General features: G+C 63.7%; 21 protein-coding genes and 1 other RNA gene. 8 read left to right on the plus strand and 14 right to left on the minus strand.

The genetic code is table 11. The annotated features are described in order from the left end of the window. Positions 1 to 15: 15 nt before the first annotated feature. The gene (locus KW832_RS01960; RefSeq protein ID WP_218298823.1) at positions 16 to 357 is read right to left on the minus strand and encodes a hypothetical protein; all 342 of its coding nucleotides are present in this window, start codon (positions 355 to 357) and stop codon (positions 16 to 18) included. A gap of 2 nt (positions 358 to 359) precedes the next feature. Then, positions 360 to 1,025 carry a peptidoglycan recognition family protein gene (locus tag KW832_RS01965; RefSeq protein WP_158603839.1) on the minus strand — a complete coding sequence of 222 codons (666 nt, stop codon included), beginning with the start codon at positions 1,023 to 1,025 and terminating at the stop codon, positions 360 to 362. A gap of 327 nt (positions 1,026 to 1,352) precedes the next feature. Here KW832_RS01965 and rnpB point away from each other — a divergent pair. After that, positions 1,353 to 1,692: RNase P RNA component class A (gene rnpB / locus KW832_RS01970), an RNA gene on the plus strand. Positions 1,693 to 1,803: 111 nt separating this feature from the next. Here rnpB and KW832_RS01975 read toward each other — a convergent pair. The 6 genes from KW832_RS01975 to KW832_RS02000 all read right to left on the minus strand — a co-directional run bounded on the left by KW832_RS01975 (position 1,804) and on the right by KW832_RS02000 (position 8,419). Further along, the gene (locus KW832_RS01975) at positions 1,804 to 3,036 is read right to left on the minus strand and encodes a M48 family metallopeptidase (RefSeq protein ID WP_218298822.1); all 1,233 of its coding nucleotides are present in this window, start codon (positions 3,034 to 3,036) and stop codon (positions 1,804 to 1,806) included. A 2-nt stretch (positions 3,037 to 3,038) separates the two neighbouring features. Beyond that, on the minus strand, positions 3,039 to 4,307 hold the full coding sequence (locus tag KW832_RS01980; protein ID WP_370628606.1) for a YjgN family protein: 1,269 nt from the start codon (positions 4,305 to 4,307) through the stop codon (positions 3,039 to 3,041). A gap of 370 nt (positions 4,308 to 4,677) precedes the next feature. Beyond that, entirely contained in the window at positions 4,678 to 5,463 is a 786-nt protein-coding gene (locus tag KW832_RS01985; protein ID WP_218298821.1) for an rRNA pseudouridine synthase, read from the minus strand. A 158-nt stretch (positions 5,464 to 5,621) separates the two neighbouring features. Further along, a complete protein-coding gene (locus tag KW832_RS01990) occupies positions 5,622 to 7,295 on the minus strand; it encodes an MBL fold metallo-hydrolase (protein WP_218298820.1) in 1,674 nt (557 codons plus the stop codon). A gap of 95 nt (positions 7,296 to 7,390) precedes the next feature. Beyond that, positions 7,391 to 7,588 (minus strand): hypothetical protein, encoded by a 198-nt coding sequence (locus tag KW832_RS01995; protein WP_055399614.1) that lies wholly within the window; start codon positions 7,586 to 7,588, stop codon positions 7,391 to 7,393. A 126-nt stretch (positions 7,589 to 7,714) separates the two neighbouring features. After that, positions 7,715 to 8,419, minus strand: a complete 705-nt coding sequence (locus KW832_RS02000) for a glutathione S-transferase N-terminal domain-containing protein (RefSeq protein WP_218298819.1) — start codon at positions 8,417 to 8,419, stop codon at positions 7,715 to 7,717. Positions 8,420 to 8,535: 116 nt separating this feature from the next. Here KW832_RS02000 and dapF point away from each other — a divergent pair, with 116 nt between their 5' ends. From dapF to KW832_RS02025, 5 genes are all read left to right on the plus strand, one after another. After that, positions 8,536 to 9,417 carry a diaminopimelate epimerase gene (gene dapF / locus KW832_RS02005; RefSeq protein ID WP_218298818.1) on the plus strand — a complete coding sequence of 294 codons (882 nt, stop codon included), beginning with the start codon at positions 8,536 to 8,538 and terminating at the stop codon, positions 9,415 to 9,417. Beyond that, positions 9,414 to 10,103, plus strand: coding sequence for a DUF484 family protein (locus KW832_RS02010; RefSeq protein ID WP_055399608.1), 690 nt, complete (start codon positions 9,414 to 9,416; stop codon positions 10,101 to 10,103). Before dapF ends, KW832_RS02010 begins: the two co-directional genes overlap by 4 nt. Before the next feature lie 45 nt (positions 10,104 to 10,148). Further along, the gene (locus tag KW832_RS02015) at positions 10,149 to 11,126 is read left to right on the plus strand and encodes a tyrosine recombinase XerC (RefSeq protein WP_218298817.1); all 978 of its coding nucleotides are present in this window, start codon (positions 10,149 to 10,151) and stop codon (positions 11,124 to 11,126) included. A gap of 192 nt (positions 11,127 to 11,318) precedes the next feature. Further along, a complete protein-coding gene (gene lepB / locus KW832_RS02020; protein WP_218298816.1) occupies positions 11,319 to 11,990 on the plus strand; it encodes a signal peptidase I in 672 nt (223 codons plus the stop codon). A 231-nt stretch (positions 11,991 to 12,221) separates the two neighbouring features. Beyond that, positions 12,222 to 13,970 (plus strand): IPTL-CTERM sorting domain-containing protein, encoded by a 1,749-nt coding sequence (locus KW832_RS02025; RefSeq protein ID WP_218338449.1) that lies wholly within the window; start codon positions 12,222 to 12,224, stop codon positions 13,968 to 13,970. 62 nt (positions 13,971 to 14,032) lie between these two features. On the opposite strand, the gene KW832_RS02030 is transcribed toward KW832_RS02025, so the two are convergent. From KW832_RS02030 to KW832_RS02050, 5 genes are read right to left on the minus strand one after another with little or no spacing between them, the layout of a single operon-like run. Continuing rightward, entirely contained in the window at positions 14,033 to 15,802 is a 1,770-nt protein-coding gene (locus KW832_RS02030; RefSeq protein ID WP_255577463.1) for an ATP-binding protein, read from the minus strand. Next, positions 15,799 to 18,294, minus strand: a complete 2,496-nt coding sequence (locus KW832_RS02035; RefSeq protein ID WP_218298814.1) for a PAS domain S-box protein — start codon at positions 18,292 to 18,294, stop codon at positions 15,799 to 15,801. The genes KW832_RS02030 and KW832_RS02035 overlap by 4 nt, the downstream gene beginning before the upstream one ends. A gap of 10 nt (positions 18,295 to 18,304) precedes the next feature. Beyond that, the gene (locus tag KW832_RS02040; RefSeq protein WP_218298813.1) at positions 18,305 to 19,108 is read right to left on the minus strand and encodes an ABC transporter substrate-binding protein; all 804 of its coding nucleotides are present in this window, start codon (positions 19,106 to 19,108) and stop codon (positions 18,305 to 18,307) included. After that, the gene (locus tag KW832_RS02045; protein WP_370628605.1) at positions 19,105 to 19,872 is read right to left on the minus strand and encodes an HD-GYP domain-containing protein; all 768 of its coding nucleotides are present in this window, start codon (positions 19,870 to 19,872) and stop codon (positions 19,105 to 19,107) included. Before KW832_RS02045 ends, KW832_RS02040 begins: the two co-directional genes overlap by 4 nt. After that, the gene (locus KW832_RS02050) at positions 19,869 to 20,255 is read right to left on the minus strand and encodes a response regulator transcription factor (protein ID WP_055399596.1); all 387 of its coding nucleotides are present in this window, start codon (positions 20,253 to 20,255) and stop codon (positions 19,869 to 19,871) included. The genes KW832_RS02045 and KW832_RS02050 overlap by 4 nt, the downstream gene beginning before the upstream one ends. 76 nt (positions 20,256 to 20,331) lie before the next feature. On the opposite strand from KW832_RS02050, the gene KW832_RS02055 reads away from it, so the two are divergent. Together KW832_RS02055 and KW832_RS02060 are read left to right on the plus strand one after the other, a co-directional pair. Next, positions 20,332 to 21,045, plus strand: coding sequence for a response regulator (locus tag KW832_RS02055; protein WP_218298812.1), 714 nt, complete (start codon positions 20,332 to 20,334; stop codon positions 21,043 to 21,045). Between the two features lie 8 nt (positions 21,046 to 21,053). Continuing rightward, positions 21,054 to 21,791 (plus strand): response regulator, encoded by a 738-nt coding sequence (locus KW832_RS02060; protein WP_218298811.1) that lies wholly within the window; start codon positions 21,054 to 21,056, stop codon positions 21,789 to 21,791. A gap of 225 nt (positions 21,792 to 22,016) precedes the next feature. Here KW832_RS02060 and KW832_RS02065 read toward each other — a convergent pair whose 3' ends face one another. Then, positions 22,017 to 23,801, minus strand: a complete 1,785-nt coding sequence (locus KW832_RS02065; protein ID WP_218299090.1) for a methyl-accepting chemotaxis protein — start codon at positions 23,799 to 23,801, stop codon at positions 22,017 to 22,019. Positions 23,802 to 23,831 lie beyond the last annotated feature (30 nt).

Below are 23,831 nucleotides of genomic sequence, written 5' to 3' on the forward strand. Positions count from 1 at the left end.
GATGCGGGAAACGTCTCACTGCTCGCGCGCGAAATGGTGAGTCTGGCCATCTGTCCAGGTGATGATTCCTGTTCCCAGCAGGTCGAGTTGCCAGCGAAGTTGGCGTTCGCCCCGAGCGTTTACTGCGAACCCTTCCGCGTAGCAGCCAGACCAGTCACGTTGCGCGAACCCTTCTTCCGGGACGCGCTTGGCTTCGTGCAGAAAGTACGTCCTTAGTTCGGCTTCACTGAAGCGCGGTGCATCGCAGCGGTTACGTGTGCCTTCTTTGACGGCGAAACTCTGTACCCAATGAAGGTTGGATGGCTGTGCCACTGCGGACCCGCAGGCCCAACAAGACAAGAGGGTGATCAGCGCCACCCTCATTGGAACACCAGGCTCTTGGCCTCATCGGCCTGTTTGTAAGAGATGTCGGAGTGACGGTAAACGTCCGTTTGCAAGTCGAGCCCGTAGTGGCTACCCAATGCCTGCGTCAGCCATTTCAGCGATTCGGTCTGCTCTGCCGTGGGGCGCTCGAACAGTTTTGTCTTTGGGTCGAATTTGGCTACCACTTCAATGGCCACGGAGTCACCGTTGGTTGGATATCGATCGGGGTAGGCCTTGGCCTGCTCCCGGGTGTTGAGCGCTTTGACTTTGGCGCCGTAGCTTGCAGACGAGTTCATGAGCGTGTCGATCGCCGTTTTCTCTTCTTTGCTGCAGGTTCGGCTGTCATCGCATCGGGAGCGGATTTTCCCGACGCTGTAGACGCTCTGGTCCAGTCGCGCAGTTTGGTAAATGGTGCCGTCTTTTTCGATGTAGAAGTGCGCGCCGATCCCGTCGGTCTTGGCGTGTTCTAGATTCATGGTGCTGCTGTCGGTTTGGTGCAGCACGATGGCATCGACCCTGGTCATGGCGCCGTGTTCCAGTGCCGCAACGCGTTTATCGACTACGCGTGGGTCGACGATAAAGCCGTCCTTGATGATCAAATCTTCATTGACCCCGTGGCCACCCGGAACTCCTCCCGCATGGGTCGTTGCAGTCACGTTCATTGGCATTCCTCCTGATGTTGCTGTGGTAAACGGTGCGGGGCCAGTGTGCCCATTGAGAACCCATGGCGCCATATGTGTGATTACCAGTGAGACAGTGTTTCTGGTTTCATCCTGTAAGTAGTCATTGCACGGCCTGTCACGATCTAGGACCCGTTTTCAATGGCTGCATACCGTTTATGCACGCAAAGCCGGAAAGCGACTCAGGCAGGTCAACAAGTGGCCACCGGCCTACCGGGGCGCACTAAGTAGATTTTTGAGACAGGTGCAGCTGGCGGATGGCGCAGCGCAGTGCGCAGTGGCCCGGGGCGATGCGATAATCGACAGCGTGAAGCGCGCCAGACCGCCGCTGGTGCAATCTGGGAAACCAGGCACTGGAGGAACGTCCGGACTGCACAGGACAGCGTAGCAGCTAACGGCTGCCCACCGTGAGGTGAGGATCAGAGCAACAGAGACGAGTCCCGGGGGAGTGCCGCAAGGCAAACCACCGGGGGTGAAACGGGCAATCTCTACGCGCAGCAATACCAAGTAGGCCAACGTTGATGTGGTTCCGCAGAGTTGGCGGGTAGGTAGCACCGAGCCGTGGTGGCGACACCCGGCCCAGATTAATGGCGGTCACACTGCGGGCAACCGTGGTGCACAGAATCCGGCTTATCGGCGCGCTTCACACTTTATTTCCCATCCCCGGTTTCCCCACCGCGGTTCCCAGCCCCTTCGCGCCTCAAGCTCTGACGATGGCGGGAGGAAGCCAGCATTGCCCAGCAAGGGGGCGGGGGCTGGCTCAGTTTTTCGTGCAATGGGGCGCATGCCCCTTTTCCAGCTCGCTGGCTCGCGCCACGGTGTCGGGGTGGCTGCTGAGCAGCGACCACACGGGATGGGAGGCCATCTCTTCGGCCGTCTTGCGCTGGCGCGTGCGTTCGGGGCTGCTGGCGCCAGGCTTGGCCGTGGGTGCGGCTGCCTGGTTCTGGCCCGCTTTCTCTTCTTCTTTCTTCTTGTTTTCTTCTTCTTCCTCTTCGTCGTGGGCAATGGCCAGCAGCAGCTTGCCCATGGGCGCCGTGGGCAGGGCGGTGTGGTTCATGAGGGCGATGGCGTAGCAGTCGGCTTCGCGTTCGTGGCTGCGGCTGTAGGCCAGGCCGGTGAGCACCGATGCGCCTGTGGACACCACCGTCGACACGTCCCCGAGCGCCAGGCCCAGGCCCATGTTGAGCACGCCTTGTTCCACCACCATGCGCGTAGTGTGGCGGTACACCACATGGCCGATCTCGTGGGCCAGCACGCCCACCAGGGCGTCGTCGGGCAGGCCCTGGTCAGTCGCTGCTTTCACGATGCTGTCGGTCATCACGATCTTGCCACCGGGCAGGGCAAACGCATTGGCGCCCATGCCTGATCGGAACTCCAGCGACAGCGGCGGACGGTAGTCGGGGTAGCGGTGCATGGTTGTGGGCGTCTGCTGCACCAGGGCGTCAAAGCGGGCCTTGAGCTGCTCCTGCCGCTCCTTGGGGAGCTTGCTGGGCTTCAAGGTGCCGTCGTCCATCTGCTTGAGCACGTTCTCGGCCACGCTGGTTTCCCAGCCCAGGGGCACAAAGCGGGTGAGCTGTGTGGCGGCCCAGGGCGTGCCATAGCGGTAGAACAGCGTGAGGCCGATGACGGCGGCGGCTGTCACACCCAGCAGCACGGGCCAGCGGGTCTGCATGCGCTGGGCCAGGCCGGGGCGCTCGCCAGCGGCTGCGAGGGCGGCACGCCAGTCGCTCACGGCATCGACCTCCAGGCTGCCGTGGTCCCGCAGGTCCACGACCACCCGGGGCTGGGGCTTGTGTTCGTTCCAGGCCTCCGGCCAGCCCACGTCCTTCCAGGCGAACACGACCGGCTCGGCGCCCGGCTGTGAGAGCGGGTGCAGCACCAGCGACGGGCCCTGCGGCGTGGGCCGCAGGCTCACCATCACGGGGCGGGCTCTGCTGCTCTGGCCGTCGAACCAGCGTCCTTGGAGCAGGTCTGTGTTCACGGGGGCGGGCATGCTCAACCGATGAGGTCCAGGCCTGCCGCATCGGCCAGCGCATCGCCCAGGCCGCCCTGTTGCTGGCGCACCATGGCGCCCGCCACCTGTTCCACGCCGCCCTTGACGTGCAGGGTGACGGATTCGCATTTCATGCGGTATTCACTCACCCGCGCAAACGGGCGGTAGAGGCCGAGCGTGAGCAGGGTGAGCAGCATGTTCTTGATGCGCAGCCCCACGTAGCTGCCGCTCTTGAGATGGCACTTGAACCGTGCCACATGGCTCACGCCGATGTTGTTCCACATGAGCTGGAACATGCGCGCCTCCCGGTAGGCGCGGGCGGGGGCCGAAGCCAGGATCAGCATGAAGATGCCCGCCACAATGGACACGATGATCACCAGAATCATCCACAGGCCCATGCGGCTGCTCTGACCGGCGAACAGGGCGATGGAGCTGCCCGCCAGCACGCCAATCAGCACCGAGAACCCCACCACGGTCAGCACGAAAACGGCCACCGTGGCCAGCCACACCTTGACGAAATCCATGTACACCGGCTTCCAGCGGCCTTTTTCGGCGCCTACCTGGGCCTTGAGCACCAGCAGGCTCTTGTAGTTGTATTCCAGGCGGATGAAGCACAGCACGGTCAGCACCAGGCCCAGCAGCAGCAGGGCGCCCATGGCCGGGGTGAACGAAGGCATCTTGGGGTTGGCGGCTTCGTCCTCCACCTCCTGCAAGACGTCGGCCAGTTCGGGCGAGAGGATCTGCATGCCAAAAAACACGCCGAACCACACCAGCGCCAGCGCGAACAGGGGCCAGCTCGCGAGGTAGACCTCTTTCCAGTGGGCGGTGAACTGCAGGCGCAGGCCGCGCCAGCGCGTGGCGCCCAGCCGAAAGCGCATGGCACTGCCCCAGATCAGCGGCGAGAGCACGGCGCCCGTCAGCAGCAAGACGCCCACGGCAGCATCCTGCCCCGTGTTGGCCGCGATGTTGTAGGCCAGGGTGATGAGCATCAGCAGCACGAAGCCCATCACCATCTTGCGCTGCTGCGCAGTGAATTCGAGCGGGCTGCCCGCCACCAGCGTGTGGCTGTAGAAGTATTGCGCCGTGCGGCGCCGGGCCCAGGGGGTGTAGATGCCCAGCGTGACGATGGACAGCAGCACGTTGACGATCCACACCCGGAAGTATTCGCCCCCGCTGCCCGTGAACTCCATCGGGTGTGCATCGATGTTCTGCGGCATGAACGTAGACATCGGCCCCGCAGCGCTGTCTCTGTCTGATGAAACTTGGCTCATGAACTCCCTCCTGTTTGCCGCGCAGTGTAGCAGCGGCTGTGGAAGAAAAGTTTATGCCGAATTGGCCTCTGGCGCTTTTACAACAAGCGCTGGAAGCTATGAATTTGATAGCTTCAAACTTGTCGCTTGGAAGCTGGGGCCCACCGTTCGGGCCGAGCATGTCCAAGCTTGGCGCCGTGCTTCGACAAGCTCAGCGTGAACGGTTTGGGTTGGGCTGATACCGAACCCGTCGGGAGGGTCGCCAAGCGGACGGTCGCACCGACGTGGCCACGGGGCGCGCGGCCAGACCAGTGCCACCGTGGAACTGGCTTTGCCAGGCCACAGGTGGCGTCCCCCGGGGGGGCGGCGCCGAAGGCGACTCAGGGGGGATTCAAAATCTTTCCCAAGGCTGCAAATACCGCCACTGCCCTTCAGGCACCTTCGCCAGCGGCACGCGGCCAATGCGAATGCGCTTCAAGGCCACCACAGTGAGGCCCACGGCCCCGCACATGGCCGGGATCTGGCCGGGGCGGATGCCCTTGAGGGCAAAGCGCAGCTTGGTCTCGTTTTGCCAGCTCACCTTGATGGGCGGCAGCGGGCGGCCGTTGAACGAGAGGCCGTGGCACAGGCGCTGCAGCCCGTTCGGTGCAATGTCGCCTTTTACCTCCACGATGCACTCCTGCTCCAGCGACTCGATGTCTTCCGCCAGCTTGCGCGCGATGCGCTTGTCCTGCGTGTAGACCACCAAGCCACTGGCCTCGGTGGGCAGCGGGGTGAAACATTCCAGCTGCTTGAAGTGGCGCTGCAGCACACGGATGCCTGAGGCGTCCTCAGGCAGGTGGGATGCCGGGCCCAGCAGGGTGGTGGCCGCAGTGGCGCCCTGGCTGCGGCTGGCATGGGCCGCCTGCCCGGCGGGCAGACCCAGGCCCGCTTCAAACCCCACTGGCTTGTGTAGCAGCAAGGTCACCGGGGTCAACTCCAGCAGGCTGGCGTCTGGCGCCACCGTCACGGCCTGGTCGGGGCGCACGCGTGCGCCGGGGGCTTCCACCACCTGGCCGTCCACGCTCACAAAGCCGCCTTCGACGAACTGCTCGGCCGTGCTGCGCGAGCAGTTCAGTTGGTCGGCCACACGCTTGGCTAGGCGGATGTGGGAGGGGTCGGGGTTTTTGTCATTCATGGGTTGGGGCGGCTTTCTTTGTTGGATGGATTGTGTGGGCACGCCTCTTGTTGTTCGTGGCGCGTGCAGCGGGCGCGCTCTCCGCCAGGGACGCCAAGCAAGGGCCGCCCCGCAGCGAGGGCGTCGTCCCCCGGATGGGGGAAGGCGCCGCAGGCGACTCAGGGGGCGAACATTCTTATTCGCTCCACATGCGCCAGGAGCGAGCGCTGCGCAACGGGCCACATGCGCGGCGGCACGTCGGCGTAGGCGTGCCGCACCCAGTCTTCCATGCTGCCCTGGGGCAGCGCCTGCATGGCGGCCAGCACCTTGGCCTCGCGTGCCAGGCGGTGGGCCTTGAGCTTGGCGATGGCGCCACGGGCATCGCCCAGAACATAACCGTGCGCAGGCAGGATGAACTCCACGCCATGCTCGGCGCACACGGCGTCGAGCTTGTCCAGCGAATCGAGGTAGTCGGCCATGTTGCCGTCGGGTGGGTCCACCACCGTGGTGCTGCCGTTCAGGATGTGGTCACCGCTGAACAGCAGGGCGTCTTCCACCAGCAGCAGGCACAGGTGGTTGGCGGCGTGGCCCGGGGTGTGGATGACCCGCAAAGTATGGGTAATATTGCCCTCTGGCGCTTGTCCATCAAGCGCGAGTAGCTCATTATTTTGTAGCGATCTGTCGGGTGTGAATGTGCTGGCCGTGCGCGCGGTGGGCGCCGAGGGCAGGCCCAGGATGGGGGGCCGGGCTTTGCCCGCCTGCACACACAGTGCCTGCAGCGGCGCGGCGCCCGGCGAGTGGTCGGGGTGCGAATGGGTGCACACGATCATGCGGATGTCGCCGCCCGCCGCGCGCCAGAGCTTGTCCAGGTGTTCGGGGTCTGCCGGGCCGGGGTCGATGGCGATATAGCCCGTGGCGGGGTCGCCCACCAGGTAGCTGTTGGTGCCGGGGCCGGTCATCACGCCGGGGTTGGGGGCGGTCAACCGCTGTACGTTGCGCAGCAGCGGCACGGGGCGCTCGGTTTGCCAGTCCAGCGGGTGCACGATCTGGCCGTCGGGGCACACCAGGGCCAGCTCGCCGTAGGGCATGTCGCTTTCCATGTATCGCGCTTCCTTGCCCGCCAGCGTGCCCGCGCGCGGGCAGCTGGTCCACAGGGGCAGTTCGTGGGCCAGCGCGTCAAACACGGCCTGGGTGGTGGCAAACGTGGCCAGCCGCTGCAGCGTGCGGATGGTTGGAAAGATCATGAAGAACTGCCCCGCCTCATGCCGTGCCAGCGCATCGGCCGGGCGCACCCAGACGGGCTCGAACTGCTCGGCCTCGTCAGCCACAGGCTCCTGGCCCTCGGGCATGCGGGCGACGAGAAATGGCACGTCGAAGCGGCGCGGCAGGTCGCGGTCGGTGATCCAGTGGGCCAGCATGAAAACGCTGTCGGCCGCCAGCCGCAGGCCGCGCGCGGTGCATTGCGCCACAAACGGCTGGTGGCGGTCGATGGCGGCGATGTCCTGCGCATCGGCCATCAACCCCTTGCGGGGGCCGTCGGCATGGCGGGCCAGCAGCACACCCAGTTCTTCAAAACTCTCACGGATGGCGGCGATGGCCTGGGTGAGGTGCAGATCGCTTTGTGTGGGGCGGCGGTCGGCGGCGGTGTGTGATTGCGCATCCAGCGCATCGATGCCCCCGCCCGGGAACACATAGGCACCCGGTGCAAAGCTGGCCTTGTCGGAGCGCCGGGTCATGAGGACTTCGATGCCTCCCGCATTGCCGGGTGCATCGCGCAGCAGCAGCACAGTGGCGGCAAGGCGGGTGGCTACAGGTTCGCGGTAGGGGTGCAGTTGTTGGCTGGTGCGGGGCATCGGGCCATTATCGAGGGGAGGCGCGCCGTGTGCACACGTCCCACTTCGGTACGGCCCATGGGCCGTACTACGGCGGATGTGCTGGGGTCGCCCACTCAGCGCAACGCCCGCAGCTGCTGCAGGCGCAGCAGCACCGCATCAATGACGGCGTTGGCGCCTTCCACGTCGCAGCTCCACAGCATCTCCAGCAGCTCGATCAGCGCGATGGCGTTGGTCTCCTGCAGTGCCGCCTGGGCAGCTGCCTGAAGGTTGTGCGCGCCCAGATCGTCCAGAACGTTGACGGTTAATCCCATGAGGTACTCCCTGTTTTTTTAAGGAGGTCCATCGTAGGTGCGCGGCGGCCGTGCGGCGGGCTGGCCGGCATGATCAATATCAAGGGCGGGCGAGAAAGAAAGCGCCAGCGCGCACCCTCTCCTCGCTCAGCCGCGTGCCGGAATTGCCAGACCCCTGACCACCGCAGGGCGTGCCACAAACACGTCCAGCACGCGCTGCACGTCGGTGAACTGGCCAAACTCCACCAGGTCGCCCGCGCCGTAGAAACCAATCAGGTTGCGCACCCAGGGCAGGATGGCGATGTCGGCAATGGTGTACTGGTCGCCCATCACCCACTGGCGGCCTGCCAGGCGCTGGTTCAGCACGCCCAGCAGGCGTTTGGATTCGGCCACATAGCGGTCGCGCGGGCGCTTGTCTTCATAGTCCTTGCCCGCAAACTTGTGGAAGAAGCCGAGCTGGCCGAACATCGGGCCCAGGCCGCCCATCTGCCACATCACCCACTGGATGGTTTCGTAGCGCGCAGCGGCCTCCTGCGGGATCAGCTGGCCGGTTTTCTCGGCCAGGTACAACAGGATGGCGCCGGATTCGAACAATGCCAGCGGCTGGCCGTCCGGGCCATTCGGGTCGAGGATGGCGGGGATCTTGTTGTTGGGGTTGAGCGACAGGAACTCGGGCGAAGTCTGGTCGTTGGCGTCAAAGCTCACCAGGTGGGGTTCATACGGCAGGCCCAGCTCTTCGAGCGCAATCGACACCTTCACGCCGTTGGGCGTGGGCAGCGAATACAGCTGGAGGCGGTCGGGGTGCTGGGCGGGCCATTTGTGGGTGATGGCGAAGGCGGAAAGATCGGGCATCAAAGAGTCCTTGGCGGGTGGCAGCCAGAGCGGCGCCCAAAGAGCGCAAGCCTAATGGGGCCGTGAAACCGGCGCTGCCTGAGGTTATTGGTTGCCCACCGACGATAATCTGGCGGATGCAGATTCGCTTCACCAAAATGCAGGGCGCGGGCAACGATTTCGTGGTGCTCGACGAAACCCAGGGCCGCCTGGGGCTCAGCACCGCCCAATACCGTTTTCTGGCCGACCGCCACTTCGGCGTGGGGGCCGACCAGATCCTCACCGTGCGTCCTTCGCCCGCTGACGGTATCGACTTCGAGTACGTGATCCACAACGCCGATGGCGGCGAGGTGGAGCAGTGTGGCAACGGCGCCCGCTGCTTTGCGCGCTTTGTGCACGACAAAGGCCTGTCGGGCAAAGACACCCTGCGGGTGCAGACCCAAAGCGGCGTGATCGCCCCCCGTCTCACGCCCGATGGCCGTGTCACCGTGGACATGGGCCGCCCGCAGTTCGATCCCGCGCAGGTACCGTTCGATGCCAGCGGCCTGAGCCCTGTAGAGCAAGGATCAGGGCAAAAATGGCCTCTAGCGCTGGATGGTAAAGCGCTGGCAGCTACTGTTTTGATAGCAGTGGTCTCCATGGGCAACCCCCATGCCGTGCAACTGGTGGACAACGTGGATACCGCCCCCGTCGCCGAAGCGGGCCCTTTGATCGAGCGCCACGCGCGCTTTCCGCAGCGCGTGAACGCAGGCTTTTTGCAGATCGTGGACCGCACCCACGTGCGGCTGCGCGTGTTCGAGCGCGGTGCTGGTGAGACCCTGGCCTGCGGCACGGGCGCCTGCGCCGCCGTGTCGGCCGGCATCCGCCTCGGCCTGCTCGATAACGAGGTGCATGTGGACACGCGCGGCGGACGCCTCACCATTGCCTGGAGCGGTGCCGACACCGATTCCGTTTTCATGACAGGCCCCGCCACCACGGTGTTCGAAGGCCAGATCGACATTCCTGACACCCTCCTATGACGTCCCACATCCCACCGATCACCGAAGACGACATCGCCCAGTTCCTCACCAACACGCCGGGCTTTTTCGAACGCCATGCCGAGGTGCTGGCCAGCGTGCAGATCACCAGCCCCCACGGCGCGCGCGCCGTGAGCTTGCAGGAGCGACAGGCCGAAATGCTGCGTGAAAAGATCAAGGGCCTGGAGCAGCGCATCATGGAAATGGTGCGCAACAGCACCGAAAACGCCGCCATTGCCAACAAGGTCCACCAATGGACCGGCAGCCTGCTGCAGGTGCGCGACCCGTTCGACCTGCCCCAGGCTGTGGTGGATGGTGTGCGCACCCTTTTCGACGTGCCCCAGGCGGCGGTCCGCGTGTGGGAGGTGGCCGCGCCGTACATCGACGCCGACTTCACCCAGGGCGCCAGCGAAGACGCTCGCGCGTTCGCCTCGTCGCTCACCATGCCGTTCTGCGGCCCCAACCTGGGTTTCGAGCCCGCCGCCTGGCTGGCCAACGAGGCGGGCGAGCCCGCCCAGTCGCTGGCTCTGCTGCCGCTGCGCGCAGGCGCCATCGACAGCGCCACGCCCGCCTTTGGCCTGCTGGTGCTGGGCTCGCAAGACCCGCAGCGTTTTGATGCCACGATGGGCACCGAATTTCTGTCGCGCATGGCCGAGCTGGCCAGCGCCGCATTGCTTCGTCTGAAGTAGCCAGACGGCCAGCGGCCACTCTGCGGCGGATCAGCCACGGCAACCATGTCTGACACGCCCACTGCGCCTACCACGCTCGACCCCCACGTCCTGCGCTACCTGGAGCACGTGCGCGTCGAAAAGCGGCTGGCAGCGCGCACGCTCACGCTCTACGCGCTGGACCTTGAAAAGCTCGCGCAGTTTGCGGCGGCGGTCAGCGTGCCGCTGCTGCAGCTGCAGACCGCACACATCCGCCGTTTTGTGGCGCAGATGCACAGCGGCGGGCGCAGCGGGCGCGGCATTGCGCTCATCCTCTCGGGCTGGCGCGGTTTTTTCATCTGGGCGGGGCGGCAGGGGCTGATTCCGCACAACCCTGTGCAGGACGTGCGCGCCCCCAAGGCGCCCAAGCCCCTGCCCAAAGCGCTGGGCGTGGATGACGCCGTCCGGCTGGCCGAATTCGACAACACCGGCGCCGACCCCTGGCTGGAGGCGCGCGATGCTGCGATGGTCGAGCTGCTCTACGGCTGCGGCCTGCGCGTGGGTGAACTCGCGGGGCTCGACGCCATCCCCAATGCCGACACCCAGCGCCAGGGCCGGGGCTGGGTGGACCTGCAAGCGGGTGAGGCCCATGTGTTCGGCAAGGGCAGCAAGCGCCGCAGCGTGCCCGTGGGGCGCGCGGCCACCGCAGCGCTGCAGACTTGGTTGCTACTGCGGGCGACGCCCTTCGGCGGTGAAGGATCGGCGCGGCTTGACACCGCACTGTTCGTCGGCCAGCGCGGCAAGCGGCTCACGGCGCAGTCGATCTGGCTGCGCCTGCGCCAGCGCAGCCAGCAGGCGGGGCTGACCACGCCCGTGCACCCGCACATGCTGCGCCACTCGTTTGCCAGCCACCTGCTGCAAAGCAGCGGCGACCTGCGCGCCGTGCAGGAGCTGCTGGGGCACGCCAACATCACGACCACGCAGGTCTATACGCGGCTGGATTTTCAGCACCTAGCCAAGGTGTATGACGCGGCGCATCCCCGAGCTAGAAAGAAGCCCCCCTGAGCGGCTTCGCCGCTTCCCCCAAGGGGGACGCACCCCCTGGCCCGGCAAAGCCGGTTCCACGGGTGCACTGGAATTGGCTGCGTTCACAGCAAGTGCTGAAGGAGATTCGCAATGGCCTGTCTCACGGAACCAAGTTGCAACAGGGCGCATCCGAGCAGAGCGCTTGCTTTGAAGCTACTTGGAGTTGTCGTCATGCTGCTGAACTGGATCAAATCGAACCGTGGGTTCATCGTGCTGCTGCTGTGTTTCGGCATCTTCCGCACGGCGGTGGCCGACTGGAACCCCATCCCTTCGGGTTCGATGCGCCCCACGCTGCTCGAAGGCGACGTCGTTTTTGTCAACCGCCTGGCCTACGATCTAAAGCTGCCGCTGACCGATGTGGTGCTCGCCCGCCTGGGCGAGCCCGAGCGGGGCGATGTGGTCACCTTCTCGTCGCCGCGCGATGGCACGCGGCTCATCAAGCGCATTGCGGCGTTGCCCGGCGACACGGTGGAAATGCGCGACGAGGTGCTGTACCTGAACGGCGAGGCGGCGCGCTATGACACGCCCGAAGCGGTGACCGAAACCCTGCTGGAATGGGGCGCCCAGGTGCCCGCCACCCGCTGGACGGAGCACCTGCGGGGCCACGAGCGCCGTGTGCAGTGGCTGCAGGGCGTGACCGCGCACCGCAGCTTCGGCCCGGTGACGGTGCCCGAGGGCGAGTACCTGGTGCTGGGCGACAACCGCGACAACAGCGCCGACTCGCGCTACATCGGGTTTGTGCCGCGCCACCTGCTCATCGGCCAAGCGCGCCGGGTGCTGGTGTCGGCAGACATCCTTGCCAACTGGGCCCCGCGGCTTGGGCGTTTCGGTCACGCGCTTTGATACGGCGTGAGCGCTGAACCGCGTTGTGCGGTGGGCGCTGAGAGGCATTGTGGCCACATCCGCTACTCGGGCAGCGCTTCACTTTCGCCTTGATCAGTCGCATGCAAGCGTGGGGGTTGAGCTCGCTTGAGGCGTGAGGGACGGGGGGCTGCTGACCCCGCATTCAGAGGGAGTCACTCTGGAGCTCGCGGCCGCAGCAGGTGGCAGATTGTCAACAAATGTTGCATTTCTGTGGCGCTTGTCGCTTTGCGTAACAGCCCCCCTATGATCGCGGCCACACTTTTGAGCCTCTCCCGATCTATGCGCTTCCCCGGTTCTCTGCTGCGTCCCCCGACCTTGTCTGCCGTGCTGATTGGCGCGGCTTCTTTGCTGAGTGGCTTCAACGCTGGCGCTCAGACTCTGGACGTATACCTTTCACCGCCCGGCGAACAGAACACGACGCGATCGGGCGCCATTGTTGAAACCTTCTCGGATGCAGCGGGGGCAATTGGTGCGACGGGGAGTTTTGCCATCGGGGCTTGGACGGGTGCCACCGGGGGTGTCAACCGCACTGCGGCGGACCAGTACGGTGGCGCAGATGGGACAGGGAACTACCTTGCTATAGGAAACGGCAACCAGGTCACCATCACCCTGATTGGCGACCGGAAGTACGTTGGATTCTGGTGGTCGGCGGGCAACGCCGGCAACACCATCGAGTTCTATGACGACACCAACACCTTGTTGGCGCAGTTCACGACGAACTCGCTGACAACGCTGCTGGGTGGGGGCGGCAACATCACGGCGATCGACGGCAATTCGTACGCCAAGGCGGACTACTTTGGCAACCCCAACCCGCCTGCGGGTCGCAATACAGGAGAGCCCTATGGCTACATCAACCTGTTGCTGCGGGGGGCCAGCGTCAATTTCAGGACCATCGTTGTCCGCCACGCTGGAGGAGGGGGCTTCGAGCTGGACAACCTGGCCGTGACCGATGCAGCCACGGTGCCAGGCACCTGGGTGGATGTTGGAACCGTGACGGTGACCTTGCCGCCTGGAGCCATCGGCGCTGTGGACGACACGGCCACCACCCCGTTCAACACCCCTGTGCCGGGCAATGTGGCCACCAACGACACGACCGTGGCTGGCTCCACTTTTGCCGTGGTTGCGACACCCGCCAACGGCTCTGTGGTGCTCGATCCATCCACGGGGGCCTACACCTACACGCCGCAACCTGGTTTTTCAGGCCAGGATACGTTCACCTATCAACAGTGCAAGCCAGCACCTGATCAGGCAACCTGCGTCCCCGCTACGGTCACAGTGACCGTCGGCCCGAATGCGGTAGATGACAATGCAGGCCCCGCCACCCAAGGGGTGCCGTTCAATGCTTCGGTGACAGGCAATGATTCCGCCCCGGTGGGTTCCACGTACGCGGTGCTCGCGAGCACTGCCAACGGCACCCTGAATCTGAACAGCGCGACGGGTGCCTATACCTACACGCCGAATGCTGGCTTCAGCGGGACCGACACATTCACCTACCGGGTGTGCCTGCCTGCTCCGAACGCGGCTCTTTGTGACGATGCGACGGTGCAAATCTCGGTGGTTGCGCAGGTGCCCCCTGTGGCCCTGTCCGTGTCCGTTGCGGGCGTGCCGACCATTGGGCAACCCGCCACAGGCAACTACACCTACACGGACGCCAATGCAGACGTGCAGGGTGCGTCCACCTTCCGCTGGGTGCGCAGCCCCAGCAACAGCGTGGTGGCAGGAACGAATGTCGCCACAACGATGGGGTATACCCCGGTGGCAGGCGATATGGGCAACTTCCTGTTTTTCTGTGTGACGCCAGTGGCCGCGACCGGGGCCACGCCGGGTCTGGAAGTGTGTTCGCCGGCAAGCCAGATCGGGTTTGCGTCACCCATTCCTACGCTGTCCCAGTGGGGGATGATCATTTTGTCGATTCTGATGGGCTGTTTCACCACGGCCTTTGCACGCCGTCGCCGCTGATGCACAACCAATGAACTACTGCGGTGTCGGTGTATCGGCCCCGCAGTGGTAAGCAATGCGGCTTATACGAACGGCGGGGCGGCTTTCGGCGGAATTTGCAGAGGCAGCGACAGCGTAAATGTGGAGCCCTCGCCCACCCGGGACTTGACGGTTAACGTGCCGCCCAGCAGTTGGGCAAGCGCACGAGACAGCGACAGCCCCAGTCCGGTGCCCCCGTGTTGGTAGCTGACGCGGGCGTGGCCCTGGCTGAACTTTTCGAAAATGACCTCGTGCAGGTTTTCCGGGATACCCGGGCCTGTGTCTGTGACATGGAACTGCACATGGTGACCGTCTGCGCTGGTATCCACGGCCAGGCACACGGTGCCCGACGGGGTGAATTTGATGGCATTGGACAAGAGATTGTTCAGGATCTGCTTGAGCTTGAGGCGGTCGGTTAGCAGAGAGTTCGGGACGTTGGCGGCCGTGGTCGACGTGAGCGCCAGCGATTTGGCCACTGCACTGACACGGAACAGCTCGATCACATCGTGCAGCAGACCGGGCAGTTCCACGGACTCGGGGTGCGTTGGCATGGCACCCGCTTCAATCCGCGCCAGGTCGAGGATTTCCGTCAGCAGAGCGTTCAGGTGCTCAGCGCCCTGGCGGATAAGGCTCGATTGCTCCCGGGTCTGTGGATCGTTGCTGCGCAGCTCCATGAGTTCGGCAAAGCCGCGGATGCTTGTCAGCGGAGTACGCAGCTCGTGCGACATGGCGGCCAGGAATTCGCTTTTGGCCTGGTTGGCGCGCTGGGCTTCGGCCTCGCTGCGGGTCAGTGCCGCGTGGCTGACTGCCAACCTGCGTATGCTTCCCAGAAATACGGCGACAAAGGCCACAACCGCCAGGCTCAACAGTGCCGTCAACCACAGGATCGTATTGCGTGTGGTGCGCCAGCGGGCGAAAGAGTGTTCTTCTGAGGTGCCGCTCAGTACGGCAAGCGGGTAACTTCCGACACGGCTGAAACCAATAATGCGCAGTCTGGCGTCGGACGATGGCGACAACATGGCCCCGCTGTCCTGGCTGCGCAGTGCTTGCAGGAGGGGTGCGGGCAGCTGCATCCCAACTTCTGTGCTGGCCCCCCCCAACACACGCACGCGGATCACTCCGTCAAGCCCCGCAAGTCCCACACCGCCGTCGCTGCCCAGTTGCACGCCCCGGTACACGTCGGCGAAATGGCGTGGATTGAGTGACGCCACCACCACCCCCAGCACGCGCCCATCAGCGGCCGTGACTTTGCGTGAGAGCTGGATGGTCGATACCCCCGACACCTTGCCCAGCAGGGACTTGCTGATGAAAAGGCCGTTGTGCAGCATGCCAGAGCTGGGCGGGGCCGCTTCGGCGGGCAGCAAGTGCACCCGGATATGGTCGCGGTCCATCAGGCTCACATGGTTGCTGCGCGAGCCGTCGGGGTCTAGGTTGCTGCCCTGAAAGCGGCCATCGGGGCCCACGAAGGACAACTGCGTCAGGATGTGCGGCACCATGCCGGTTTCATTGGCGATGGTTGCCAGGTCCTCGCCGTTGAGTGGTCCGTCTTCGGCGGTATGCTGCAAACGCCACATTGCCTGGTCCACCGTGTCCAGGATGCGCAGCGTGTGCTCCTTCAGTGCCAGGGCGGTGTTGGTGTTCTGGCGCATCTCTGCGTCCAGGGTTTCTTTCCACTGCCAGCGCAGCATGGCGGCCATGGTGGCCCAGGCACCCAGCAGCACTACAGCGCTGAAAACGCAGGCCACCACAAAGTACATCAGCGCCGGGCTGCTACGCCAGTCGGAGGATTGGGGCGTGCTGGGCTTCCTGTTCATGTGAGCGGGGCTGGCATCGTGTCCGTGTAGCCTGCGGTGAGCAGCATGATATGGAAGATGGTACCGCCGTCGGGCCCGTTGGTGGCATGGATGCGCCCCCCATGTGCTTCGACGATCTTGCGGCATATCGCCAGGCCCAGGCCCGTTCCGCCGGAGCCATCGCGCGTCTTGCTCGATTGCACGAAGGCCTGGAACACGGTCTCCAGCTCTGCGGGAGGTATGCCCGGGCCTTGATCGCGCACCTGGATGTGGATGCTGTGGTCGTCCGAGACTCCGGCGGTGATGTCGATGATGCTGTCTTCGGACGAGAACTTGATGGCGTTGCTCAAGACATTGCGTACCACTTGCTGAAAGCGCGATGGATCCACTTTGGCGATCAGAGGCATGCGGCCCAGTCGCAAGCCCAGGCCCAGGCGTTTGCGGTCCAGCAGCAACTCCATCTCTGCCGCCACTTCCTCGATGAGATCGCGCACGTCGGCGCGCTCGAATTGGAAGGCTCCAACCGTGCTCTCGATCTTTGCGATGTCGAGCAGGTCATTGACCAGCACCAGCATGCGCTGGCCCGCGTCGTGGATGTCACTGAACATGGACGCCAGCTTGGATTGATGGCGGCCCCGCGCCAGTCCGAGTTCGGAGAAGCCCAGGATGGATTGCAGGGGCGTGCGCAACTCGTGGCTGATGTTGGCCACAAATTCCGACTTGGAGCGCGACGCCTCTTCGGCCAGATCGCGTGCGGCCCGGAATTCCGTGATGTCCATCTTGGCGGTCAGGATACCGATGGGCTGCTTGCCGTTGGTGGTGACGAGCACCTTGGTGACCTGCACATCCCGGAAGCTGCCATCGGGTCGGCGCATGCGCTCTTCGTAGCGGACACGACCGCCCTCGCGCAACAGTTGTTCTTGGTGTGCGCAGTACGCCTGCGCCTCCTGCTTGGGCAGAAAGTCGATGTTGCGCATCCCCAGGACGCTTTTGCGCGACAGCCCCATGAAACTTTCCCAGGCCTGGTTGACCGAGAGAAGACGTCCTTCGGTGTCGGTCATGCAGATGGGCAACGGGTTGCATTCGAGCACCTGGCTTGTGAGGGCCAACTGCTCTTGCAGGCTTTGCTGGGCGGCCAGCAGGGCTGTCACATCCACCGCGCTGCCCGCAAAGCCGCGCAACTGACCCGACCGGTCACGCAGCGGAACCACCGAGATGTCCAGCGCGCGCGTTTCTCCCGCGGGTCCCGTGAGGCGGACCTGCGCCATGCGCACGCCCGGGGGCTGGGTGGCGTCGAACAGGGCATCCACGCCATCGCGGCACTCGGGGTGGACGACGTCCCGCAGACGCTGGCCTCGGGCCGATTCGGGTGGTTGGCTGGTAATGGCATGCCAGCGGGGATTGACGAACCGGATGGTCCCTTGGGCATCGGTGCGGAAGATCAGCTCCTGAACACTTCGGAACAGGACCGACAGCTCTTGTTCGCGCCGTGCGGTTTCTTGCTGGGCCTCATCGCGTTCACGTTGCGCAACTTCTTTTGCGCGGGCATTGCGCCAGGACGCATGGGTGAGAAGTCCTATCAGCGCCAAGGCCACCCCCATGAACAGCAGCGGTCCTCGCATTGCGTCCAGCCACTGCTGGGTCGTGGCTTCATAGGGTTGCTCTACAAAAGCCACCAGAGGCTGGCTATTGGAGCTGCGCCAGGCGCCCAGGCTACGGGCCTGAAAGGTTTGCAGCGGGCCGTAAGTTCCTTTGTGCGCTGGCAGCAAACCCTGGAACAAAGGGTGGGTGCCCAGGCTGCTTCCAAGATTCAAGGTGTCGTTGCCCACCTGGGTGAGCAAGGTCCCGTTGTCCAATGCCAGCATGACCTGTGTGCCAGGGTGGCCTGCCTCCATCAACTGCCGCTGGTAGGTGGCCAGGGCGTCGGGATTGATCTGTGCCACCAACGTCACCACAGCGTTCGATGGCAGGCGAACCAGGCGCACCATGGGAATGTAGCCAAGGCCCGCTGGCACGGCTGCATTGCGCATATCTTGGGTGAGTGTGCGGCCATGCACCCAGGCTCCAATGACCACCCGCTCATCGGTCGCTGATGAAGGAGGCAGGCGCTGCAGATCCACCTTGCCACCCCGGTCCGAGGCGGTCGTGGAGGCCAGTACGTGCCCATCGGAGCTGACGATGGCGATGCTGCGCAGAAAAGGCAGGCCTTGCAAGCGGTAAGACTGCTGTGCTTCGAGCTGCGCGGGAGTGTGGTTCTCGGTGGTCAGGTTTTTCGCAAGGCTGTCGAGGGTGAGCTTGGTGTTGTCGAAAACCTGGCTGGCGTGCGACTCCATGACGCTGGCCAGTAGTTCGAGCTGCTTGCGGTCCTGAGCTTCTGTGCGGCGGAACTCCAGCCACATCAGCGATGCGGTGCCGACGATTACGGCCAGCATGAGAAGCGTGCCCCCGAAGAGCGCCCTGCTGCTGGCAACTTCCAGCAAGCTGAGCTTGGCAAAGGGAATGGATCGTTTCATGGCAGGGGCATCAGTTCAGAAGGATGCTTTCGAGTCCGTGGCGCCGTGCCGCCGTTTCCAGGCGGCCGTCCTGCCGAATCCGGGCGACAAAAGCGTTGAGCACGGCTCGCCATTCGACGTCGCCCGGTTTGCTGGCATGGGCGTAGGGGAGCGTATAGAACGGCTTGGGGGGGGCCACCAGTGCGGCCCATTCCGTGCTTTCGATCAGTGCACGACCGTAGGGGTAATCGGTCATGAAGACGTCCACGCGGCCCGCAATGAGCTCGCGTTCGCGTGTCTGTGGCAGGTGGATGGAGACGAGACCTGCATGCTTGAGGCGTTGCCGCATGACTGGCTCCATGAATGTTCCAGCCTGCACGCCTACCTGCACGCCGGGTTGGTCGATGTCGCTCCACTGCCGCACGATGCGGCTGGTGCGTGTGGTTACGGCATAGATATCGCTTTGCAAATAGGGCGTGGAGAACTGGAGTTGCTCCATGCGCTGCGGCAGCATGGCGATGCCGAACATCGCTACATCGCATGTGCCTGCCTGCAGGTCCTGCACCAAGGTGACAAAGGAGGAGTCCACGAATCGCAGCTTGACGCGCAGATCAGACGCCAGTGCCGTAGCCAGATCGATGTCCAGGCCGCTGAGCTGGCCGGAGCGCGGGTCCCGAAACGAGATGCGCTGGTACGCGGGCCAGATACAGACCCTGACTTCACCCCGGGCCTGAACGCGGTCCTGAACCTCACCTGCTCTGGCACCCCAGGAGGCCAGAGCGGTAGCCAGGAGCATGAGCACCGCAGCCTGCACTCGGTATGTACGAACGATCATGGTGCCTCCTGCTTGCGGTTGATCAGGTCGGCGAAGGTCATGCGTCCGGCCGTGACTTGCTCACGCAAGGCCGAAATGGCGGCGCTGTTGCGCAGGAAGCAGTCCACGATGTCCGGGTCGAAGGCCTTGCCCCGTTCTGCCAGGAGCATATCCAGCGCTTTCTCGTGGCTGAAGGCCGGGCGGTAGACGCGGTCCATGGTCAGGGCGTCGTAGAAGTCCACGATGGTCACAATGCGCCCCGACAGGGGGATGGCGTGGCCTGCCAATTGGTTCGGGTAACCCGTGCCATCCCAGCGTTCATGGTGTGCGAGCGCAATTTCGGCCGCCATCTGGAACAGCGCGATGCGCGATTTGCCCAGGATATCTGCACCGATGGCGGAGTGCTGGTTCATGATCGCGCGCTCTTGGGGCGTGAAGGCGCCGGGTTTCTTCAGCACTTCGTCAGGAATGCCGATCTTGCCAATGTCATGCATGGGGGCCGCCTTGCGCAGCATCAGGGCGTAGTCCTTGGACTCGCCCAAAAAAAGTGCCAGGGCCTCGGCCAGGAATCCGATGCGCACGATGTGGATGCCCGTGTCCCCGTCTTTGTATTCCGCCGCCATGGACAGCAGAAACAGCGCCTCGTGGTGGGCGCGAGCCACTTCCTGCAACGCCTCGTTGCGTTCCTGGTACATGCGCCCCAGATCGAAGACGATCTTCTCCATCTGGTCAGCCGCCGCAGGGCTGAACTGGGTATTTTCGCGTGCAGCTGCAACCATGTTCATGGCGCCTCGCCGGGGGTTGTGCCCAGGTGGTTGATGGTTTCGATCAGTTTGAGGGGGCTGAAGGGCTTGAGCAGATAGGCGTCGGCCCCGGCCATCATCCCCGCCTCGATATCCTGGCTTTGCCCGCGAGCCGTCAGGAGCACCACCCAGGGTTTTCCCAGCGACGGGTCGCTTTTGACAAGGCGGCACAGATCGAGTCCGTCCATGCTTCCGGGCATCATGATGTCCAGCAACAGTAACTGGGGACGCAGCGTTCGCACGGCCTCCAGGCCCTCGTCGGCGTTGACGGCTTCATGGATGTCGTGGTCTTCGAACTCCAGGGTCATGCGGATCAGTCGGCGGATATCCGCATGGTCTTCGATGATCAGAATGCGTTTGTTCATGGTTGGGTACTTGCTGTAACTGGTTTTATCAATTTTATCACAAAAGTGATTTTTTGAAGTGATAAAATTCGCCACTATGGAACTCAGTCTTCTCTCTTCGCTGCCGGTGGATTGCAGTACCCGTGATGTGGCGCGGGTGCTGGGCATGGCGGTTCGTTCTGTTCAGCTGATGGTGGACCGGGGTGAGCTGGAGGCCTGGAAAACACCAGGAGGTCATCGGCGCATCGCGAAGGCATCGGTCGAGCGCTGGCTGGCCCAGCGGCAGGGTCAGGGCCAGCCCGTTGTACCGGTTGCCGAAGTTGCCGTGTCTGGTGTGGTGGTCGCGCCAGACGATGGGGTGGTCAAAGCTGCTCCCAGGCGCGCCGAGCAGGTCGGTGCTTCTCGCGAACCAGCGGGTACACACGGCCAGCGGGTGTTGCTGATCGAGGATTCCGCACATTTCCAGACCCTGGTGAAGTTGTTGATGGCGCACGATTTCCCGCAAGTGGAACTGCATGTGGCAGACGACGGCATCGTTGGCTTGGCGATGGCGGGCGAACTGCAGCCGGATGTGCTGATTGTGGACATCCTTCTTCCTGGCATTGATGGCGCAACGCTGATTGCGCGTCTGCGCTCGCATCCCCAGTTCCAGCGCAGCCGTCTGATCGTTGTGACCTCGCTCGACGAAGAGCAGCGCAGCCCCTACGCCTTTGCGCTGGCCGGGCTGCCTGTGGTGCACAAGCCCCGCTTGGTGCAGGAGCTGCCTGCGTTGCTGGCGGGGTTCCTACGTCCTGTGGCCGAGAAGGCCTGAGCGCCGTCGTGACGCAGCCGCGCGTGCTGTTGGTAGAGGACGATCCGTCAGTGCGCCGGTTTGTCCAGATGGCGCTCGATCCCCTCGGCGTGAATCTGGTGCCATGCGCCACGCTCGCCGAGGCGAAGCAGGCGCTGACCACCGAAGTGGCACCCCTGGTCCTCACGGATCTGACCCTGCCCGATGGCTCCGGCCTTGATCTACTGGTTTGGATGCAGACAAATCTTTTGCCTCAGGGAGCGGCCTGCCGCACCGTGGTGTTCAGTGGTGGGATTGACCCAGCCACGCAGTGCACGCTGGAGTTGCTCAACGTCTGGCGCGTTCTGCACAAACCCGCCTCCGTGGGGGCGCTGATGGCATGTGTTTCTGAGACTCTGGCCAGCCTCGACTTGGGGGCGCAGGCCGATTCCGCCGTCGTCACCGTTGCTCAACACAATCCAGTGGCCGAGTTTTTCGGCGGCAACCGAGCGCTTTACGAAGCTTATCGACAGGCATGCCTGGCCCGATTTCCTCAAGATGTGATGGAAGGCGATCTGGCCGTGGCGGCGCAAGATGCACAGGCGCTGCGGCGCGTGGCGCACAACCTCAAGTCAGTGTTGACGATGCTGGGTGAGGCGCCAGCTGCCCAGTGTGCGCGAAGCACCGAGGAGTGGGCTGCAGGGGGCGATTCTGACCTTATGCAACAGGGATGGCGACAGTTGCGGCAGCAGGTGCTGCGTGTGGTTTCTGTTCAAGGCGAAAATTGAATCCTTTGCATCTCGCAAACGGCAGCCTATTGCCGGTACGTGGATCATTTCACAGCTTCTGAACAATAGAAAAACCACCCGAAGGTGGTCATTCCAAGGGGACTTCAACAGCTGACGCCTGGCGTCTGGCGTCTGGCCTTGAGGCTGTCGGGCTTGGAGTGTCGATAGCGAAAGTTGCCCCTGGGGGGCAACTTGCAACAGACGTTTTCCAAGTCCGGCGGGTTCCTAGAAGTTTTCCCACTCTTTCTCTGCATGTGGAGCGGCAGTCACGAGTTTTGCCGAAGGCAGATGCGCTACGCCCGATTTCGCCATTGCCACACTTCGGACAGCCGCCTTGATGGCGGAGGTCGCTGATCGCTGGTTTGGGGCTTTCCGGGTCATCGGAGGCCGTGAAGCGTATGTGGTGGATGTGCTGAGCGCTCCTTGTGCGGGCACCAACGCAGGGCGCTCTTCCAAAGCCAAGGGCGAAATCTTGAAGGAGGAAACCACGTTGACCAGCTCCGCTGCCTGGGTGTTGAGGCTGCTGGCTGCTGCTGCCATTTCCTCCACCAGTGCTGCGTTCTGCTGGGTAGCCTGGTCCATCTGGGTGACAGCTTCGTTCACCTGGTCCACGCCCTGGCTCTGCTCGGAACTGGCTGCGCTGATCTCCGCCATGATGTCGGTAACGCGGCCAATCGCCGAGACCACATCGCTCATGGTCTGGCCTGCCCGGTCCACGAGGGCGGAGCCGGCTTCTACCCGCTCCACACTGGCACCGATCAGCACTTTGATTTCGCGCGCGGCGTCTGCGGATCGGCTTGCCAGGCTACGAACCTCGCTCGCAACCACCGCAAAGCCCCGGCCTTGTTCACCCGCACGGGCGGCCTCCACGGCGGCGTTCAGGGCCAGGATGTTCGTCTGGAAGGCGATGCCGTCAATGACACCGATGATGTCCGAGATCTTTCGGGAGCTGTCGTTGATGTCTTTCATGGTGCGGACCACGTCTGCGACAACTTCGCCGCCTTGGCTTGCCACGTTCGACGCGTTCTGCGCGAGCTGATTGGCTTGGCGGGCGTTCTCGGCGTTCTGGCGAACCGTCGAGTTCAGCTCCTCCATCGATGCTGCGGTTTCTTCCAGTGCACTGGCCTGGTTTTCGGTGCGTGCCGAGAGATCGCTGTTTCCCGCCGATATCTCCGCGCTGGCAGTGGCCACGCTGTCGGAGCCTTGGCGTACCTGCGAGACAACCTGTGTCAGCGATGTCTGCATGTCGGAGAGCGCTTGCAGCAGCGGGCTGAATTCATCGTTGGCGTTGTCAATGACCTCTCCGGTCAGGTCGCCATCGCGCACGCGGGCTGCGATCACTTGCGCTTCTGACACCCGGCGCTGAAGGACGCTGCCGACATACCAGGAAAACACCATCAAACCGGCTGCAATCGCCGCGACGGCTGCCACCAGGCTGTAAAGCGTTTGTTTCGCATCTGACTCGATCTTTCCAATGCTCTCGGTCAGCGATGTGTTCTGGCGCTGCTTTTGTTGGCTCAGCATTTCGAGCACCACGTTGCGGGCAGGAATCGTCTTGGCGACCAGGAAGTCGAAGCCTTCTTCCTTGTTGCCCTGCTCAATCAACTGGATGTTTTGCCCTGCGATCTGCCAGAACGTGCCCAGCGCCTGAACGAGTGCAGCGTATTCAGTCTTTTCGGTGGTGGTGACAGCAGTTTTCTCCAGCGCCAACTGGTCGGTGTCGATCAGCTTCTTTTTCTCCGCAATGTCTGCCAAGGTGGCCTTCACGTCGCTGGGTGTCCTGACCAGCAGCGCATGGCGCAACTGGAGAGATGATCGTGTGACGTTGAGTTCCATGGCTGCCAGCCGCAACTGGTGGGGAACGGACTCTGTGGCGACCTTTCGGGTTTGGGCGGTGACCTCGGAGAGGTTGAACCATGCGAGAAGCGCGACCAGGGTCAGGCCACTGATGAGTGCGAAGGACAGCAGGTGCAGGCGTTTCGCAATGCCGAATGCTCTGAAGAAGTTCATAGGGATTCCGTGTAGGTGTGGTTGTGTTTC

This window comes from Acidovorax sp. sif0632 (genome assembly GCF_019218805.1).
GTDB classification, from domain to species: domain Bacteria; phylum Pseudomonadota; class Gammaproteobacteria; order Burkholderiales; family Burkholderiaceae_C; genus Acidovorax; species Acidovorax facilis.

Excerpts from the sequence above, each read along its gene's own strand:
- KW832_RS02010 (WP_055399608.1), top strand. The coding sequence starts at position 9,414 with ATGACGTCCCACATCCCACCGATCACCGAAGACGACATCGCCCAGTTC.
- KW832_RS01965 (WP_158603839.1), bottom strand. The coding sequence starts at position 1,025 with ATGAACGTGACTGCAACGACCCATGCGGGAGGAGTTCCGGGTGGCCAC.
- KW832_RS01990 (WP_218298820.1), bottom strand. The coding sequence starts at position 7,295 with ATGCCCCGCACCAGCCAACAACTGCACCCCTACCGCGAACCTGTAGCC.
- KW832_RS02050 (WP_055399596.1), bottom strand. The coding sequence starts at position 20,255 with ATGAACAAACGCATTCTGATCATCGAAGACCATGCGGATATCCGCCGA.
- KW832_RS02040 (WP_218298813.1), bottom strand. The coding sequence starts at position 19,108 with ATGATCGTTCGTACATACCGAGTGCAGGCTGCGGTGCTCATGCTCCTG.
- KW832_RS01975 (WP_218298822.1), bottom strand. The coding sequence starts at position 3,036 with ATGCCCGCCCCCGTGAACACAGACCTGCTCCAAGGACGCTGGTTCGAC.
- KW832_RS02045 (WP_370628605.1), bottom strand. The coding sequence starts at position 19,872 with ATGAACATGGTTGCAGCTGCACGCGAAAATACCCAGTTCAGCCCTGCG.
- KW832_RS01995 (WP_055399614.1), bottom strand. The coding sequence starts at position 7,588 with ATGGGATTAACCGTCAACGTTCTGGACGATCTGGGCGCGCACAACCTT.
- KW832_RS01985 (WP_218298821.1), bottom strand. The coding sequence starts at position 5,463 with ATGAATGACAAAAACCCCGACCCCTCCCACATCCGCCTAGCCAAGCGT.
- KW832_RS02035 (WP_218298814.1), bottom strand. The coding sequence starts at position 18,294 with ATGAAACGATCCATTCCCTTTGCCAAGCTCAGCTTGCTGGAAGTTGCC.
- dapF (WP_218298818.1), top strand. The coding sequence starts at position 8,536 with ATGCAGATTCGCTTCACCAAAATGCAGGGCGCGGGCAACGATTTCGTG.
- lepB (WP_218298816.1), top strand. The coding sequence starts at position 11,319 with ATGCTGCTGAACTGGATCAAATCGAACCGTGGGTTCATCGTGCTGCTG.
- KW832_RS02065 (WP_218299090.1), bottom strand. The coding sequence starts at position 23,801 with ATGAACTTCTTCAGAGCATTCGGCATTGCGAAACGCCTGCACCTGCTG.
- KW832_RS02055 (WP_218298812.1), top strand. The coding sequence starts at position 20,332 with ATGGAACTCAGTCTTCTCTCTTCGCTGCCGGTGGATTGCAGTACCCGT.
- KW832_RS02000 (WP_218298819.1), bottom strand. The coding sequence starts at position 8,419 with ATGCCCGATCTTTCCGCCTTCGCCATCACCCACAAATGGCCCGCCCAG.
- KW832_RS02015 (WP_218298817.1), top strand. The coding sequence starts at position 10,149 with ATGTCTGACACGCCCACTGCGCCTACCACGCTCGACCCCCACGTCCTG.
- KW832_RS01980 (WP_370628606.1), bottom strand. The coding sequence starts at position 4,307 with ATGAGCCAAGTTTCATCAGACAGAGACAGCGCTGCGGGGCCGATGTCT.
- KW832_RS02030 (WP_255577463.1), bottom strand. The coding sequence starts at position 15,802 with ATGAACAGGAAGCCCAGCACGCCCCAATCCTCCGACTGGCGTAGCAGC.